This window comes from Paenibacillus sp. DCT19 (assembly GCF_003268635.1).
GTDB lineage: Bacteria > Bacillota > Bacilli > Paenibacillales > Paenibacillaceae > Paenibacillus.
On record NZ_CP029639.1, the window covers coordinates 4,292,417 to 4,310,935 of the forward strand.

Genomic DNA, 18,519 nt, shown 5'->3' on the forward strand with positions numbered 1-18,519 from the left:
TCAAATATTATTTGGAAAAATAATTACAATGTTACTATATAATCTTTCATTTCAATCCCCTTGAGGGTTTAATTTGGACAATGTATTACATCAATTTGACCCGTTCTAGATTCGCTAAAAGTCTTCTGTCAATATATGACTCTGTTATCACTGAGAAGTCGTCAGAATTGTTGTGAAGCCCGTGGGACAGTATAAATTTTTCTCCATTATCCATAACCAGCTCGACACCAACTTCATTCTGTAATTCAGCAAGCAATGCATTCTGTGGGTCTCGCTTGATAATGTTTATCATCTTTATATTCTGCCCTACTATTTTATTCCAGTAAGAATTGCTGTATTGATTATCCAAAGCGCTAATTGTATAGAGATCAGTATCATTTTCGATAGGCTCTTCAGTTACATATCCTGTATCATCTCTTTCAACCCATATAACAACAGAATTCTGTGCTGGGTCACTCGCTGCTCCTACTACTAACCCTGATTGAAAATATAATAATACTGGCCCCGCAGTTAATGAGAAGACGTCTTCATGTGCTATCTCACATTGCTCCATTGCTTCACTACTTTCCCACCAGCTAAATCTTGTCAACTTGCTGAGTGTCTGATTCTTTAAAACTTCAAATAATTTAACTTTATCAGATGGGGTAGAACTTTTTTTATCGTCTGCATTCATCAAGAGTTTCCTCATTTCAATCTATTTTTTTCGCAGCCTTAATAAGTAGATCTATCATTCTTATATTTGTTTTTTAGCAATTAGGTCATTAATACTTTGTTGGTTTAATAAAGGCGACTCCCCAACTATTCTTATTTTACCATTCTGTAACCTTACTATGTCCTTGGAACCTTGAGCAAATCTGTCGAATAAAATTCCTGGGTTGTTCTCAACATCTACTGAAAGCTCATTAACGGTTGGAAAGCCTAGTTCATCTAATGACCATCCATTTTGCATAATTCTCTGAAACAGGTTTACCCGAAAATGGATTAATGCCGAGCTCAAACGCCTTAATGTGAAGTGCAGACTCCGTAAATGTCAGGGTTGGAGAATCGCTCACGAATCTCCTATTCAGAGGAACTGTCGCACTTGGCTTGACAATCCGTCAATTTGTTTTGTTCATCAAACACATAAATAGTTTCGCAACTAGGACAACGCCATATATTATTTCTTGGGTTAGGTAAGTCAACAATATCTGTAAGGTCTGTTATAATCTCATCCCACTCACGATCAGTGTAAGCCCAAATTGTTACATCATCTAGTGCTTGGCTATTTGAAAGTGTATATCCACATTAGAAATGATGCCATTTAACTCCATCTCCCTTTATTTTTAATAATAGAGCCATCATTCTGATAAATTTTTGGTGCATGGTGCCTTAGAGAAAACTTGTAAAACAACTTAAGCCACTATCACTGAATAAGTTGCGATTCTAAAAGCAAAAACAAAGATACAAAAAAACAGGTCAATTACGGTGGCATCTGACCATAATCAACCTGTTTGATGTATCGGTAAAGCGTTACTTAGGTTATAGAATTAAATCATTCTATGTGCCGTACATTCGTATTGACGAAATCTTTTTACAGGTATTACATTGGTTAGTTGTGTTATGGCTAAATGATGAATTTATTCGGGTCTGGGTAGCCCTTCCGACCTGTTCAGTGTGGTGAACGAGGTTTTATTCGTAGAAGCAACAATCCCTTCTTCTAAGTCCTTCCTTTTATCAACCGGAATATCATAGAATATATATCCACAATCTCATCACCCTTATTTAATAGTAACTCAATATTTGGTAAAACTAATCTTTGCGTAATTTGTTCGATGCGTTCTAGCAGAAGAAATAGCTTATTATCACCATACATGACTTTAAAATCATCTTTTGAGTCTATGATCTTTTTACCGTTCCATATATCAACATCAATTATTGGATTTCCAACAGATTTAGGTATATCACTAACATTTGTTAGTTCTTTTGAAGAATATTCAATATCGTTGATAGATACTACTGTAATAGAAAATATTTTATTTGACTCGCTGTTCACTTTAACTTCAATGAAAGATGATTTGTTATTAAGTACCCTGTAATAAAATAACTCCTTTGATGAAATATCATTTAAAGGAAACTCAACGGTTATTGGTACGTAAAAGTCTGTCTCCAAATAAGATTTCATCTCATCTTGTGATATTCCTTGTAATTTCAGCATCTTCTTCCTCCCTGTTTAAGGTATATAAAGGGCATGTTTAATGACTGGTAATTGCCCAGCTTCCCTAGATGGACTAAATATTAATTCCCAATTGCTAACTACTATTGGTTCATTAAACTTGTATCCCTTTCTAGTAGCTTCTTTTACAGATGATTGAAAACTAGTTAATAATTGTTGTTCAGTTAACTTTTGTCCATGCGATATAGTTCTGGTTGAATACTCTACCATATGTTTAGTAGCATTTGGATTTACCCAATACTTTTCTCCATTCACTGATACTTCAAATGATTTAGGAATGTTTGTACCTGGATTATTAGGTTGTGTTCCTTTGATATTATCCCAAACGGTCCCAGTTTCACCATTCCCGCCATTAGCCGACCCTGCTTTTTCTGAACTCTTTCTCTTCGCCTTTTCGGCCTCCTCAATATATCCTTTCATCTTCTTTACGGAGGAATGGGAAGATGGCAAACGGAGAGGCCCTTGGCGGCCAGGTATGCTCCCACGAATCATTTGAAATCCCATAAAAATCTGTCCAGCCTTCAGACTTATAACCATCCATTTTGCATAATCCTCTGAAACAGGTCTACCCGAAAATGGATCAATACCGAGCTCAAATGCCTTAATCTGGAGTGCAAATATGTCCTCTCCAGGAGGTTCGACATTCACAGCTTGCATTTTATTAAAATCCAGATGTCCTTGATCCTTCTCATAAGCTTGTAGAGAGGCCTGATCCGCAACACCATTCTCATTGACAGGCAGCCACATCCACCTACCATAAAAATTAACATGAGCCATCCGGTAGCCTTTATCACCTGAGCCAGTACCACTTGAATTGGTCATCATAGCTGCTGCGCCAACAGCTCCAGCTGCACCACCGAGACTTACACTCTGAGCATCTGCATCCTCGAAACGTGTGGCGATGACCTTTAATTCCTTAGAGGTGTTGACCATACTCTCTAACGCCTTATCAAGTATAGGACCTGATCGCTCAAATTCATAGAAAAACCGCTCTTGTGTTGCCCCCGTCCACATCATTCGGACAAACATGATCTGCCTTGTTAGTTCACCACGTATCTGTTCTAACTGTTGTCTCGCCTGCTCCACCTGAGTCGATACGTGATGTAGCTGTTCAGGGGTGATTTTAATTGTACTCATACGATTCTCAACTCATTCAAAATAGGATTATCCCATGTTAGCAGAAGCTTGATCTTGTTTCATCCAGCATAACTCCTAAATTTATCCACCAAAAACTTATACTGAAGTCCTAGTACGAATCCCCCTTCATCCTATGTAGTTAAATTTTGAATTGTACGTGTCTAAAATACCGACGTTTAGACCTAGTTCTTTATATCCAGTTGCTCTTAATACTTGCTAGTATGATCTTATCTGAAGTTGAGTCGTTCTTCTCACTGAAGAAACGATTGCGGAGCCTATATCGCTCGTTATCCATCTTAACACTAAGGAGTTATAATCATTGAATTTAAACCTTATCAGGAATAGTTTAATGTTATGGCGCTACAGCTCAAACTCCACTTGCTTTTCATTTTACAAGTGGAGTTTATTTTTTACCACATTTAATTAGTGAGAAAGTTGAATCAATTTCTTAACTCATTAAAACGATTTTTTATGTGACTAGATATAGACAAATCAAACCGTTTTGATCTGTATCTAACCTTGATTTAAGCAGCTAAAGGTATTATGAAATGGATTCAGTTATACATTTATTTCAAACCACAAATTAAGGAGCTACATTCCCCGTGTTGCTATTCTGTTCTACTTTAGTACCCGGTAACTGAATCATTGGCGTATTAGATCCACTTACATATGGTAGAGCCCCATCCCATTTCTTAATGGTTTCATATTCAACGAGTTGACTTGATAATGATTGTTGAAGTTCTTTATTTGCTTTGGCTTGACCTTCCGCTTCGATCAATAATTTATCTGCATTACCTTGTGCCTCGACGCGCTTGCGCTCTGCTTCTTTCTTCGCAATCTCAAGTTCAGTTGTCTTACGTTCCAGTTCTTGAGAAGCCTCGACACGCTTATCAATGGCTTCCTGAGTTTTCGCATCAGGTTGAGGAACACCTACGGTAACGTTTGATACAATAAAGCCTAATTCTTTTACATCATCAGAAAAACGCTGTTGCACGTCTACGCCTGCCTCGGATGACTTTTCACCATACACATCAATGACAGTAAACTTGGAAATACCTTTACGGGCTGCGTCACGGAAACGTGTTTTGAGATATGTATCCTCAATTTCTTGAATGCTTATGGGTCCAAATGTGTTGAAAATAGAAGATACTTTACTTGGTTCTACCTGGTAGTTGTAAGCAAAATCGATTGTGATGTTTTTCCCGTCAGAAGTAGCAATCTGGATATCTCTGTATTCAACCGTTTGAATTCGAATCGGATATTTCGTCACTTTATCAAACGCTCCAACGAGTTTCCATCCTTGACTCAGTGTACTATCTTTTACCCCTCCGTTTGGTGAATACACGACCCCAACATAACCATTCGGAATTCGTGTGACAAAGAAGGTTACCAGCAATACGCCCACAATAATAACTAGTGCAACCGCAATGGCCCCTGCTCTAAACGTCTTTGAATTTTTCATCTGCATTCTCCTCTTGTTTGAATTTATCGTACTTTTTCAGAATTCTACTACCTATTTTATTGAATAACGGGATCATTAATGCCCATAGAATAAATGCTAGGATTATTATTAAAATGATTCCCCAATAAATGGCATGATTGTCCTCCTCTCTTTGTATCCGGCGCAAACCTGATCTGTACGAAGAAACCCCATAGTTAAATTCATCTGCGCTTCATCTACATTCATTAAACACATCCATTTATATGTTACTTCCCCGTACATCTAATTAATAACTATAAGTTATATCCTTATTTATATATACTTTGTAAATACGTATTCGGTTTCACAATATCTAGCACTTCTTGTAGCTTTAGAACATTGAATAGGATTCGATCCAACTTATTTTAAGGCTTGTTAGCATCCATAATTGAACTATTTTAGGCACATCAGCTTAAAAAATGGGGTCACAAAAAGAGCCATCCGTTTGATGGCATCTTCTAATACGAATCCTTTTTTTCAATTTTACCCAAACTCAATAACAGAAGCCTCACCATATGTAAAGGAAACGAACATGTATTTTAGTCTAATTTCTCTCTACGTGTAAGAATATATAAGTTCTCTCATCCGATAACGCTTCGGAAAAACTAAAGTCTAACCGATCAAAACTTCTAACGTCCTTTATGTCTGTAATCTTATGCTCCGCCATATAACGCACCATCTCACCTCTGGCCATCTTGGCACGCGTTGCCTTCTCAACAAGCTTCCCTTCGACCATCTGTCCAAATACACATGTGATGAACTCTGTTTCCTCGCTCAGAAAAGGCGTGATGTTCTTGCTGTACTCTTTGGAAGCTAGATTTAGGATGCAATTACTTTCCGCTTGAAGCTGATCTGCCAATTTGCTTCCCCAGAATTGATAGAGCGACTTGAATCCTGGTCCCTGCAACTTGCCCTGCATTTCCAAGCGATATGGAGTGACACCATCCAAAGGCCGTAACATACCATAGAAGCCGGATAAAATGCGTAAATGCTTCTCCAGATACGCCAGTTCCTCCTGTTGAAAAACACCAGGCGCCATATACTGATACTGAATTCCTTCATAGGCATAGATGGCTGGCGTAAGATTTGTCTTCAGATTCATATTCTGAATTCGCTCCACATTCTGCTCGGCGATGGCATCGTTACACTTCCACATTGATTTAAGTTCGTCGTAGGTTAATTTCTGAAGCAAACTCAGGAGTTGCTCAGTTTCGTTTATAAATTGGGGTAACTGCTTAGATGCCATCAGATCGGTATCGACCTTCATCTTTTTGGCTGGTGAAATAATCATTCGTATCATGGTGATCATCCTTAATCTACTGTTGTTTTGTCGTTATTCATTGTACAGGATTGGCCAGATGAATCCAATGATGAGGCAGATTAACTTTTACCCAGGTCTTCCTGCCCCTTGACCAAACTGGCTTTTAAGTCTACATTATCCTGAAGAATATTCGATTCTGATCAATCCGCGAAGGAGGAGCTCTTATCATACAATCCTATGACGTCATTATCGTTGGAGCAGGCTCCATGGGGATGAGTGCAGGTTATTATCTGGCACGAAGCGGGCTTAAAACCCTGATGATTGATGCTTTTGATCCCCCACATACCGAAGGAAGCCATCATGGAGAGTCCCGATTAATTCGCCATGTTTACAGCGGAGGGCCTGATTACATCGCGTTGGCACTTCTTGCCCAGAATTTATGGCAAGAGCTAGAGGATGCAACGGGCAACAATCTGCTTGTTCGTTCAGGGGTTATCAACCTGGTTAATCCAGAATTCCATTCGTTTCGCGACCGGTTGACTCATGCTGATGATGCCGGAGTCCGATATGAAATGCTGCGTGCAAATGAAGTGATGAAGCGCTGGTCAGGGATTACAATTCCTGAACATTATGAAGGCATGTATGAACCGGATGCTGGTTATCTGTTCAGTGAACGCTGCGTTCAGACTTATCGGCAAGCCGCAGAACAAGCAGGTGCCACCCTGCTAACGCATACCCTTGTGGAACATGTGGAATGCGGAGCTCAATCCGTATCCGTAAAAACCGCTGGAGGAGATACATATCACGCTAGTAAGCTCATACTTAGCACAGGTGCCTGGTTTCAGACATTGAAACCGTTTGTGAATCTTCCGATTCGAGCCGTTCGCAAAACGGTAGGATGGTTTGATGCGCCGGAAGCATTGTTCGGGGAAGAACATTTTCCTGGTTTCACTATATCCGAACAGGCTGGTGTCTATTATGGATTTCCCAGTATCGGCGGGGCTGGAGTGAAGATCGGCCGTCATGATACGGGACCTACATGGACGCCAGGAGAGCAACAGACACCATTCGGAGCGGAAGAAACAGACGAGGGTGAACTCCGGAGGCTGCTTGAGCTTCGAATGCCACTAGCGGCTGGCCAATTGAAGCGTGGCAGTGTATGCAAATACGAAATGACACCCGACGAGGACTTTATTATTGATCATCATCCGATGCATGAGCATGTTTGGCTTGCAGGCGGCTTCTCGGGTCACGGCTTCAAATTTGCAAGCGCAGTTGGCAAGATCCTGTCCGACTTAGTCCAGACAGGGCATACGGATCAGGATATTAGCAGGTTTGCCCTGTCCCGATTCTCCAAGACCGGCATCTAATCATAACTATAAATCCAAAAGACGTGCACGGACATCATCAATCATTATCGATTGGCGTCCTTGCACGTCTGTTTCATGAACACTTTTAATATCAAAAATTGATTTTAGTAATACTCACTCTCACCTTGTAAAGTCATGCTGCCCAATGGTCAGCAGTGTTGGTCTGCTCTTACTCCACAGCGAGGTGGCAATCTTCGGATTGTAATAATAGAGTGCACCATGCGTTGGATCAGCGCCGTTCAAGGCTTTACGTGCTGCTTTGTACGAGGTTGCCGTCGGCTTCTGATTGAACTGCCCATCGTCTACTGCTGTAAACTGACCTTTCTGGAATATAACCTTCGGAATCGACGAAGGGAATTCTCCCGAGTGTACCCGATTTAACACCACAGCTCCGACAGCTACCTGTCCTTCAAACGATTCCCCTCGCGCTTCCCCATGAATTAGCTTGGCGAGCTGGCGCAGTGTATTGCCTTCGGCTTTGACCTTATGGTTCAGTCTGTTCAGCGTTTTCGGGCCTGCCACACCATCGGCGCTCAGTCCTTGCGCCTGTTGGAATTCGCGGACAGCACTCTTCGTAATGGCACCGTAATACCCCGTCATTCCTGCGTCAAAGTAACCCAGATCGCTTAATTGCTCCTGCAATTGCAGCACATGTTCACTACGAACACCTTGTTCCAGTTTCTGCGCTCCCGCAGAAGGGGCTGCCACTGTAAGACCGAGAGCCATCGCGCAAGTACCGAGGAGCATACCAACCTTTCCTGCTCGTTTGTTCGTTTTTCTTCCCCTTTGATGGGTTACTTTGCGACTCACGGTTATAGAACCTCCACTCACGCTATGCTGTTGATTTATCATATTCTTTTCATTCATTTCACTCGTATGGTTCTTTTCAAAATTACGCTTTATCATGTCATTACCCTCCATTTTTCTGAATCCAGATCCCACTTCTTTCCCCTGAATCCTCACGGTTCGACATCCCGAGTGTCATTATAGGATATCACCCAAGGGGCGTCTATCGGACCGATGGAGCATGAAAAAATGAGTCTCGAACATAACAAAAAGAGGCATGAGCCCATGGTCGTATCAGGGTCACACCTCTTCTTGTATCAACCTTGTACCGCTTGTCCAGCCTGCATTTCCGTAGGCAGACAGACCCGCACAAAAGTTGCGCTTGAATTTAGGACGTTTCTCAAAACTCGCTGAAGTGCATCTTTTACCCCCTTTTCGCCCCCTCCTGCGTCAATTTCCCTTGACGTGCCCCGGCACGCCTGCTGAAAATTTCCTTGTTTGGAACGAAAATTCGGCAAAATCTAATCCTTCGGAGTTTTAAGACACGCCCTAATACAATTTACTCAGCCAGCTCTTGTCCCTTCGTTTCCCGACCCCAGAACAGCACAGCCGCTGCACCAATGAGGATGGTTACGAAGAAAATGGTGAAGATCAGGCTGATTGGAACTGCTCGCTGAACCAGCATACCGACCATGAATGGTGCAATGACGCCGCCAATCCGGCCTACCGATGTAGCTAGTCCAACGCCTGTTGAACGAACCGAAGTGGGGTACAATTCCGGGCTGTATGCGTACAGTCCGCCCCAAGCTCCCAAATTGAAGAATGACAGACAGATTCCTGCAGCCAGGATCGTTGCTTCCGTCGTTGCTAGTCCAAACGCAATAGCACTAATCGCGGTCAAGGTAAGATACACGACAAGCACGAATTTGCGACCATAACGTTCAATGAAGTACGCCGCGGTAAAGTATCCTGGCAACTGTGCAATCGTCATGATCAGCACGTACTGGAAGCTTTTCACGAGCGTAAACCCTTTAGCCATAACTACCGAAGGTAGCCACAAGAACATGCCATAATAGGAGAAAATCACGGTAAACCACAAGACCCACAGCATCAACGTTGTACGGCGATGAGGTGCTGACCAGACTGTAGCCACTTTTTCGCGGAACGTGATTTTATGCAGCTTAGTATGATTCTTGTACCGCGGTGGGTCTTGAATGGCACGGCGCAGATACAATGCATAGAACGCCGGAAGTGCTCCGATGGCAAAGGCAATTCGCCAGCCGTACTCTGGGATAACAAAGTTAGCAATGAGTGCCGATACAATCCAGCCTCCTGCCCAGAAGCTCTCCAATAATACAACCGCACGCCCACGTTCTGCCGTCGGCATGGATTCCGATACCAATGTAGAAGCTACAGGCAGTTCTCCTCCAAGTCCAATCCCTGCAACCAGACGCAGTGCACACAGGACTGCAAATCCGGTAGCCAGGGCAGATAGACCGCTTGCAATTGTGAAGATTAATAACGTCCACATCAGAATAGCCTTACGTCCGAAACGGTCTGCAAGCGCACCTGCAAGCAGGGCACCTAATGCCATACCGATAGAGTTAATACTTGTTAACACGCCGACTTGTCCAGGGCTGAGGCTCCATTCCTTGGCAAGTGCAGCCACGATGAAGGAGATCATGCCGACCTCCATCGCATCAAACAGCCAGCTCATGCCGGCGCTGAACAGCAGCTTGCGCTGCTTGGGATTCCGCAATACTTCCAGTTTGCTCATCACTTATAGCTCCCTTGATCTCTATGTAATCATTCTGACACACTAAACCATTATTATGCAGAATGATGCAGAAATCAATGCAAAATACGCAGATACGTTGATCTGTTCCTATAACCTTACCCTTTGAGTGAACCTGCTGTCAGACCTGCAACAAAATAACGCTGGAGCAGAAGGAACAACACAATCATCGGAATAGCTGTAATCATCACACCCGTGAGCATCATCGGATAATTGGTCACGTATTCGCCTCGGAACTGCATAAGCGCGAGCGGTAACGTTAGCTTGGATTTACTTGTAAGCATGAGCATTGGAATCAGCAGGTCATTCCACACCATAACGAGTAGGAATGTTGCTGTTGCCGCGAGCGATGGTGCAGCAAGTGGTAACGCAATTTTGGTGTAAAGCCTCCACTCACTGGCTCCGTCCATACTGCCTGCTTCCAAGATCTCTGTGTTAAGCATACGCATGAAACCGGTCAACATAAATACCGAGACAGGCATCAGCATTGCAGCGGACACAATGATTAGCCCAGTCAGACTGTCCGACCATCCCAGTGTACGTGTTAGGGAATAAATCGGAAGCATACTCACCTGAGAAGGAACGATCAGACCTGCTACGAACAGAGCAAATACGATTTTGCCTACACTCCCGCCCCAGCGCACAATCGCGTATGCAATCATACTGCTTAGCAACAACTCAATTGCAACCGTACCTAACGTCACGACCAAGCTGTTTCCAAAATATTGCCACATCGGCTGGTTACGAAACATGCCAATGACGTTGTCCCACGTAAATGGATCAGGCCAGCTAAATGGACTGGTGAAAAAATTACTGCTTGTTTTGAACGAGGACACAAATACAAAGTACAGCGGCACAATGATGAGTAACGCGTACACCAATAGAATTAGTCGATTGAACCATTTTAAAACCATACGAACTCCCTTCTGCCTTAGATCTGCTTCAATCTCAATAGCTTACCCTGTCGGCGCGCAGTGCCTTGAACTGCAACAGCGTCAAAAGCGCGAGCAATACGAGGAAGATCATCGAACCGGCAGAAGCCAGACCAAATGAATAGCTGCCAAAGGCGGTATGATAGATATATGTCGTCAAAATTTCAGTTGCATAGTTCGGACCGCCGTCCGTCATTGTAAAAATGAGGTCAAACGCCTTAAACGATTGAATGGTGGTATATGCCACAACAATGGTTGCTGAAGGCGCAAGCAAAGGCCAAGTCACCGTGCGGAATACCTGCCACTTGCTGCCTCCATCCATTCGAGCAGCTTCGTACAATTCTGCTGGAATGCCCTGTAGACCTGCGATGAACACAATCATCATCTGTCCGGCATGAGCCCAGACCTGTACTGCGGCGATAGAATAGATCGCAATCTTGGGATCACCGATCCAGTTACGAGCTATACTGCTCATACCCGCCTCATTCAAGCCGTAGTTGATCAATCCAATAGATGGATCATACATAAATGCCCATATTAGTCCGACCGATACAGAGGACAGAATGGTAGGCAGGAAATACAACGCCCGAAGCACAATACGTGTCTTTGTATTACGAACCAAGAGCAAGGCAAGTACAAGTGAAATAAACGTTTGAGCGATAACTACCGTTAACATGAATTCAACGTTGTTGCCAAAGGCTTTGCGAAATACGATGCTGCTGAGACTGTCCTTATAATTATCCAGCCCTACAAATGCATACGACGGGGATACCCCGTCCCAATCCGTAAAGGAGTAGAACAGCCCCGTCAATGTAGGAAATACGAACAATCCAACGTACAGCAGCAACCCAGGTAATAGAAACAGGGATAGCTGAATACGATTTTTCATCGTTTATTTCCCGATATGCTGATCAATGATCGCCTGTGCCTGCTGCGCTGCTTCTTCTGGCGAAGTACCGCTTAGCACAGCCTGGATGGAGTTCGTAACAGCCTTTTGGTTATCTCCATTCAGGATGGTGAACCGTGGCTGGAACACGGTCTTTTTGCTTGCCCATTCTCCGGCAACTTGAAGCTCAGGTGTATCGTATTTCACATCATTAACCGTTACATTCTGTCCGGTCTGATTAGCATACTCGCTAGCTACTTCCGGTTTGCTCAAGAACTCAATGAACTTCTTCGCTTCTTCCGGATGCTTCGACTTGCTATTCACCGCAAGCATAAATGTGGTGGTGTGCACCCCTTCATACTTCGCCTGATCGGCACTTACTGTAATTGGTGCGAGCAATTTTTGCTCCAGATTCGGGTTTTGCAGCTTGTTCTGAGCAAGTTGATATGATCCACTTGCGAGCATTGCTGCTTTTTCCTGAATAAACAACGCTCCTGCCGCAGGGTCTTTCGTACCCAGTGCATCCTGCTGGAAGTATCCTTTATCGTTCAGCTCTTTGATCTGAGTCAACGTTTTCACCCAGAACTCATCCGTCAGTTTAGCTTCGCCTGCTTCTACTTTGGTAAAAATGTCGTCACTCGGCGCATTGTTCATGACCATCGTGTTCATGAATTGGCCTGGGCCAATGTCCGCTCCGGCAAAAGCAATTGGAATGATGCCATTGTCTTTCAGCTTCTGGCACAGTGCCAGGAAACCTTCCCAATCCGTCGGTGGCGTCAGACCATACTGTTCAAACAGCTTCACATTATAGATGGGATCGTTATATACAAGTTGATACGGAACTGCATATTGCTTGCCATCATGTTGCCCTGCTTCTATCAGTTTCGAATTAAAAGCAGACAAGAATGATGATCCCGTCAGGTCTGTGAACAATCCAGCTTTGGTGAAGGCTTCGAATTGTGCACCTGGGAAGGATGCAAAGACATCCCCGACCGAACCATCACTGATTTTGGATTGTACGGTGGATTGATACTGATCCGAAGGCAATGTCTGCATTTCTACCTCGATGTTTGGATTTTCCTTTTCAAACGCGTCGATGGTCTTATTCAATGCTTCTACATCTTCTCCACGCCAGTGGATGAAGCTGATTTTCACTTTCCCTGAACCTGAACCCGAGGAATCATTCTCTCCGGATGCTGCGTTATCTCCGCCGCCGCAAGCCGACAGCAGGATGGACATGACCAGCATACTGATAAGGGGCAGGATATACTTTTTCTTATTTTTCATTAAATACGACCTCCTGAAGGATGATTAATGTAAGTTCTACGAATGTTTCACACTGGGCACTCCGAGTGCAGTACCATCTTCCGATCGCTGTTATCCCCAGATTTCTCTGAATCATTTCTTTTAATGGTTAAAATCCGGGGATAAAGGCGAGCGCTAGGCTTCTTCAGATCGGTTCTGCCCTCTCCGTTAAAGTGTAAAAAAGTTAACTTACTTAGTTGGTAGTAACGGAGTGCTGCTTTTGTCTTGTTTTCCATTGGTCTCGAATGATTGGCATAACTGTCCGCCCGAAGATTTCGGCTTCTTCCAGATGTGGATACCCGGAAAGAATAAAGGTAGTCACACCTATATCTCCATATTCCATCAAGCGTTCTGCAACCTGTTCAGCTGTGCCCACGATAAGGATTGCACCGCCGGAGCGTACGACAGACAAGCCCGTCCACAGGTTAGGACCCACAACAAATTGTTGTTTCTCCGATAGTTCCCGCAGCTCATTTTGTCTACGCTGGTTGGTAGCATCCGTCTCGGCAAAGGCTGCTTTGGCCTTCTCGATTGCCTCTGGCGGTACTTTACTAATAATCTCCCAAGCGGCGGCCCATGCTTCTTCTTCCGTATCCCGAATGAGCACTTGCGCACGCATGCCGTAACGCATCTGACGATCTTGTCCTGTTTCCGCTTTAACCTGCTCACGAATGACCTCGATCTCTTCGATCTGCTCTTGGATCCAGTCATGGGGTTCGCCCCACATGAGGAATGTATCCGCATGCTCCACAGCAACTCGCTTCGCAATCGGGGAGCTTCCTCCCAAATAGAATGGTGGATGAGGTTTCTGTACCGTTTCTGGCATGCCTACTGGACCTTTGAAGGTATAGTGTTGCCCGTTAAACGCTGGATATGGATCACTGGACGCATCCGCATTCGATTGTGCGCCGCTGCCTGCGAATTCAGTCAGATTGAGTCCTGTGGACTGGGTCCACGAACGCTTCATGACTTCCATATACTCGCTTGCGCGTACATACCGCTCATCATGTGCATGTGCCAGCGGATCACCCAGCTCTTCCAAATCTCGAACCGAGCTACCTGTAACCACATTCATCATGGCGCGGCCTCCAGAGAGCTGATCCAGCGCCGCACCCATGCGTGCAGCAAGAACCGGTGTAACCAGGCCCGGGCGAATAGCGACAAGGGGACGCAATGTCTTGGTATGGCTCATCACAGCCGAGCCGACAACCCACGCATCCAGACAGGCTCCCCCTGTTGGAATAAGCACGAATTCGAACCCTGCCGTCTCCGCCGTCTGTGCTACCTGAACCAGATAATCCAGACTCGGCGCTCGCTCTGGTTCAACTCCTACATACTTACCATCCCCTGCTGTTGGCAAAAACCATCCAAACTTCATCTCTTCCTGTTCGCTCACCAAAGTCATTCCCTTCTATGAATAAATAAAGTCTCATGTTAAAAAAAGTTACCGTTGTGCTTCCTTGACGTTCCGCGTACGAATCGTTCTTTCGATCACTGTTATCCCAGATTTTTTTTAATTTCCCTTTTCCAAAGGGAAAATCCGGAGATAAAGGTGAACGCGTTGCTTCTGCAGAATCGATTTCGTCCCCTCCACTACGTTGGCACCTCTTGAAACTTATTTTTAAAGTGCGCCTAATTTCTGTTCATTTTATTAGTACATAAGCTCCAAATACCGATTAATTAACTTGGTTTAATAGGTATGGACATCATATCAATTGATTTGTCTGTGATCAATGTCATTTCGCGGCAATTTTATTTTGTCATTTTGTGGTCTTTTCTCAGAATTAGGTCTTGTTGATCTTGAATATGTATAAAACCCACCTGTATAATAGGTTATAAGTGAACCTTTTCGATCGTATCTACAATACTTATATATTAAAGAGGTGTTCCCGATGACCGAGAGCATGAAGGAGGACCACCACGAGTTTTTGGATATTATTTTTTTCACTCCATCTGAATTCGAGAAAGCCGGTGGCGCCTGGCCGATTCGTATCGGCCGCAATCTAGCCAAGAGCAACTATCATATTGGCCCTCGCACCACACCTTATCATTATTTGCTGTTTGTGTTAGAGGGGGAAGGTACGTTTATTCAGAATGGGCAACATCATGCCTTGCGAGCACGAGATGCGTTCTGTCTATTTCCGCATGTCACTCACGAGTACTGGACCACCCCTGAGAACACATTGCAGAAAATATTTATCGCCTTTGACGGCTCACATGCGGCTGAACTGCTCTCCCGGATCGGTCTGACTCCAGACTCGCCTTATCGTTCAGGTGTGTTAACACCAGAGACAGCTAGTGCAATGCGTGCATTTATGGAGGATGTTCGCAAACCGCAGGATGGAGCAAGTGATCTAGGGCGACTTACTCGATTTCTAAGCCTATTTGACCGAATTGCACGTTCTCCGGCGACCAAAGGATTACAGCCAGACTCAGCCACTCCCTGGCTCCAGAAGGGCAAGGAGTATATGGATATCCATTTTGCTGGCGGCATTACAGTTGAAGGCGTGTCCGCTCATGCCGGTGTGGATCGAACCCATTTTGCCAAACAGTTCCGCAGAGCGTACGGTCTCTCTCCCGTCCAGTATATTCAGCAATTAAAAATGGATCAGGCTAAGCGTTTACTTGTGCAGACCCCGCTAAGCTTAACTGAAGTGGCTCATTCCGTCGGTTACCCCGACTTGTTCTCCTTCTCCAAAGCGTTCAAAAAACAGGTCGGTCTGCCCCCCAACCGCTATCGGACAACGGAGAGCAGCAAAGAATAAATAGGAGCACATTCCACCTTACGTTTCAAGCCGCCTATGCTATGATGCCGATCTCTTCGTCTTCGCTAAGCCAGCTTAACGGCTAGGAATGAACTCTTGACCATCTATGGCATCTGTTGCGATTATTTTTTACCATTCATAACAACAAGAAAGGCAAGTCCCCTTCATTCCAGGACTTGCCTTTCTTGTTCACTTCACTTGTTCATTTCATATCTTCTGCGCGTTGTAAGGTTACACTGACTCTCGATCCTCATAACGGTCATTCCTATTTCCGCTCATCATCCTTACGCGCAAGCGGAATGCCGTTCTTCTTCGCATACCATGCTTCATAATGATGCACGGCAACACCTGCAAAGGAAGAATGAGCGGAGCCAAGTTTGAACACCTTCTCAATTTCCTCATCCATATTGCTGATTGGTTTACGGAAAAAGGTCAGGTGATCGCCCTCATGCGTATCGGCCAACTCTGCTCCGATCCAGACTTTCTTGCCTAGGTCGTCCGCTTCGTCCAGTTCCTCCTTGGACAGATCGTACATCTGCTGCCCACTGTCACGGTACGCCATGATAGCTACGGCATCGAAGTGGGAGATGACCCAGTGGCTGAACGTGCCTTCATTCCCGGACGACTGACGGGCATCCAGCCAGAACGGAATGGCAGCGCTCATGTACAATCCTGCATCCTCTCCCGCGTCCGTCCAGGCCTTCATGTTATCTTGCCACTCTGCAATGACACGGCTCTCCTCATTCTCCCACCGTTTCAGTTGATACGGCTCTACATCCAGTTGGATACCTTCAAAACGTTCATTCTTGGCGGAAGCTGCATTATATGCTCGCACTCGCTCAATAAAAGCCAGTCCTTCTTCCCGTTTCTCCGTATACGCCCAATCCGCATGACCGTTCAGAGCGTGTACCTCAATCTCCGCCACCTTCGCAGCAGCGATAAATTTGCGGTACGTATCATCGGATACTTCATCCTGTATTTGCAGGAAGATCACATTCACGCCCTGCTCTTTGGAAAATGAGATAACTTCCGGTGTCTGCTCTGCAATAATAGAAGCGTCCCACAGCCAAGTCGCTTTACGTTCCTCATGAGAGAACCACTTGAGCAGCCAGGGCAGAAGCAGAAGGCAAAATATTAGCGCCAGAAGTACCCATTTTGCCTTCACCGGAACCTGCCTCCATCGTTTCATTGGATTCCTCAGACGAGCAACGCTTCACTTGGTTCAAGCACGGGGTGTTGTACCGAGTGACCAATCTTATAAATATGAGGCTGCGTATATGTGCGGAATGCATTACGTGTATCAAGAATTGGTACACCGAGCTCCGAAATTTCACGATATGGAAGATCCTTATGATTGGTAATCAGCACGATGCAATCGTATGATTTGAACTGTTCCAGATTGAATGCTTCGCTGTGTACAGTCTCGCCATGTTTGTCTAAGAATGAATCAGCATATGGATCGTAGTAGCTTACATTGGCTCCACTTTCCTTGAACAATTCGTATACTTCCAGTCCTGGGGACTCACGCAGATCCGCAATATTCGGCTTGTAGGACATACCAAGCAGCAATATATTGGAATTGCGAACAGACTTGGCGTATTCGTTCAGAATCGTTGACGTTTTATTCAGAACATAATATGGCATATTGTCATTCGTCGATTGTGCCAACTCAATGAATTTGCTGTAGAAACGGAAACCTTTTGCTTTCCATGACAGATACATTGGATCCAGCGGAATGCAGTGACCACCGATGCCTGGACCCGGATAGAATGGCATGAAGCCAAACGGTTTCGTTGCAGCTGCATCAATGACTTCCCAGATGTCGATGCCCATGCGATCACACATCATCGCCATTTCATTCACGAAGGCGATATTCACGCTGCGGAATGTATTTTCAAGCAGTTTGGACATCTCCGCTACTTTTGGTGAAGATACAGGTACAACCGTTTGCACATATTTACCATACAACGCCGTTCCTAGCTTAAGGCAAGCTTCGGTGGTGCCTCCAATAACCTTAGGCGTATTAAACGTAGTGAATCGTCCGTTGGACGGGTCAACCCGCTCTGGCGAGAAGCAGAGGAAGTAGTCTTTGCCTGCTTCATGTCCGATTTTGTCCAGCTTCTGTTGAATCAGTTCTTCCGTAGTTCCCGGATAGGTTGTGCTTTCCAGCGTAATCAGCATACCTGGTTTCATGTGCAGTTTAATCTGATCAACTACCGTCTCAATGTACGATGTATCCGGATCTTGGTTCTCGCTCAGCGGTGTTGGCACACAGATGCTCAACGCATCGATGACACGCAGCATACTATAATCTGTCGTTGGTTGGAAACGACCCGTCTCCATCACTTTTTTCAATTCCTCAGAGGAAATGTCATGAATATATGAATCCCCATGATAGATACTCTCTACCTTAGAAGCATCGAGATCAATTCCGATGACCGTGAAGCCTTGATTGACCATTTCTACAGCAAGTGGAAGCCCTACATAACCGAGCCCAACTACGCCGAGTACCGCTTCTTTATTTTCAATCGCATTTAATAATGAGTGGAAATGTTGATTATGCATGATAGTCCCTCCAACAATGATTTTG

At 44.6% G+C, this 18,519-nt stretch carries 15 protein-coding genes; 2 read left to right on the plus strand and 13 right to left on the minus strand.

What is annotated here, in order from left to right:
* Window positions 1–85 precede the first annotated feature (85 nt).
* The 5 genes from DMB88_RS19480 to yaaA form a co-directional block, all read right to left on the minus strand.
* A complete protein-coding gene (locus DMB88_RS19480) occupies window positions 86–673 on the minus strand; it encodes a hypothetical protein (RefSeq protein ID WP_251381294.1) in 588 nt (195 codons plus the stop codon).
* Window positions 674–1,696: 1,023 nt separating this feature from the next.
* Entirely contained in the window at window positions 1,697–2,194 is a 498-nt protein-coding gene (locus DMB88_RS19490) for a hypothetical protein (protein ID WP_128102682.1), read from the minus strand.
* A gap of 15 nt (window positions 2,195–2,209) precedes the next feature.
* Window positions 2,210–3,349 carry a WXG100 family type VII secretion target gene (locus DMB88_RS19495; protein ID WP_128102683.1) on the minus strand — a complete coding sequence of 380 codons (1,140 nt, stop codon included), beginning with the start codon at window positions 3,347–3,349 and terminating at the stop codon, window positions 2,210–2,212.
* 583 nt (window positions 3,350–3,932) lie between these two features.
* Window positions 3,933–4,811, minus strand: a complete 879-nt coding sequence (locus tag DMB88_RS19500) for a prohibitin family protein (protein ID WP_128102684.1) — start codon at window positions 4,809–4,811, stop codon at window positions 3,933–3,935.
* 562 nt (window positions 4,812–5,373) lie between these two features.
* Window positions 5,374–6,126 (minus strand): peroxide stress protein YaaA, encoded by a 753-nt coding sequence (gene yaaA, locus DMB88_RS19505; protein WP_128104513.1) that lies wholly within the window; start codon window positions 6,124–6,126, stop codon window positions 5,374–5,376.
* Between the two features lie 188 nt (window positions 6,127–6,314).
* Between yaaA and solA the strand changes: the two genes are divergently transcribed.
* Window positions 6,315–7,460 (plus strand): N-methyl-L-tryptophan oxidase, encoded by a 1,146-nt coding sequence (gene solA / locus DMB88_RS19510; protein ID WP_368028378.1) that lies wholly within the window; start codon window positions 6,315–6,317, stop codon window positions 7,458–7,460.
* 120 nt (window positions 7,461–7,580) lie between these two features.
* Here solA and DMB88_RS19515 read toward each other — a convergent pair whose 3' ends face one another.
* The 6 genes from DMB88_RS19515 to DMB88_RS19540 form a co-directional block, all read right to left on the minus strand.
* Window positions 7,581–8,366, minus strand: coding sequence for a cell wall hydrolase (locus DMB88_RS19515; RefSeq protein ID WP_254438260.1), 786 nt, complete (start codon window positions 8,364–8,366; stop codon window positions 7,581–7,583).
* Window positions 8,367–8,805: 439 nt separating this feature from the next.
* Window positions 8,806–10,023, minus strand: coding sequence for an MFS transporter (locus tag DMB88_RS19520; RefSeq protein ID WP_128102686.1), 1,218 nt, complete (start codon window positions 10,021–10,023; stop codon window positions 8,806–8,808).
* 116 nt (window positions 10,024–10,139) lie between these two features.
* Window positions 10,140–10,955, minus strand: a complete 816-nt coding sequence (locus tag DMB88_RS19525) for a carbohydrate ABC transporter permease (protein WP_128102687.1) — start codon at window positions 10,953–10,955, stop codon at window positions 10,140–10,142.
* Window positions 10,956–10,989: 34 nt separating this feature from the next.
* Window positions 10,990–11,862 (minus strand): carbohydrate ABC transporter permease, encoded by an 873-nt coding sequence (locus DMB88_RS19530; RefSeq protein ID WP_174715302.1) that lies wholly within the window; start codon window positions 11,860–11,862, stop codon window positions 10,990–10,992.
* 3 nt (window positions 11,863–11,865) lie between these two features.
* Window positions 11,866–13,146 carry an ABC transporter substrate-binding protein gene (locus tag DMB88_RS19535; RefSeq protein WP_128102688.1) on the minus strand — a complete coding sequence of 427 codons (1,281 nt, stop codon included), beginning with the start codon at window positions 13,144–13,146 and terminating at the stop codon, window positions 11,866–11,868.
* Window positions 13,147–13,357: 211 nt separating this feature from the next.
* Window positions 13,358–14,569, minus strand: a complete 1,212-nt coding sequence (locus DMB88_RS19540; protein WP_128102689.1) for an LLM class flavin-dependent oxidoreductase — start codon at window positions 14,567–14,569, stop codon at window positions 13,358–13,360.
* A 487-nt stretch (window positions 14,570–15,056) separates the two neighbouring features.
* On the opposite strand from DMB88_RS19540, the gene DMB88_RS19545 reads away from it, so the two are divergent.
* A complete protein-coding gene (locus tag DMB88_RS19545) occupies window positions 15,057–15,929 on the plus strand; it encodes a helix-turn-helix transcriptional regulator (RefSeq protein ID WP_128102690.1) in 873 nt (290 codons plus the stop codon).
* A gap of 265 nt (window positions 15,930–16,194) precedes the next feature.
* Here DMB88_RS19545 and DMB88_RS19550 read toward each other — a convergent pair whose 3' ends face one another.
* Window positions 16,195–17,094 (minus strand): hypothetical protein, encoded by a 900-nt coding sequence (locus DMB88_RS19550; protein ID WP_254438261.1) that lies wholly within the window; start codon window positions 17,092–17,094, stop codon window positions 16,195–16,197.
* 32 nt (window positions 17,095–17,126) lie between these two features.
* Entirely contained in the window at window positions 17,127–18,494 is a 1,368-nt protein-coding gene (locus tag DMB88_RS19555; RefSeq protein WP_128102692.1) for a nucleotide sugar dehydrogenase, read from the minus strand.
* Window positions 18,495–18,519: the final 25 nt, after the last annotated feature.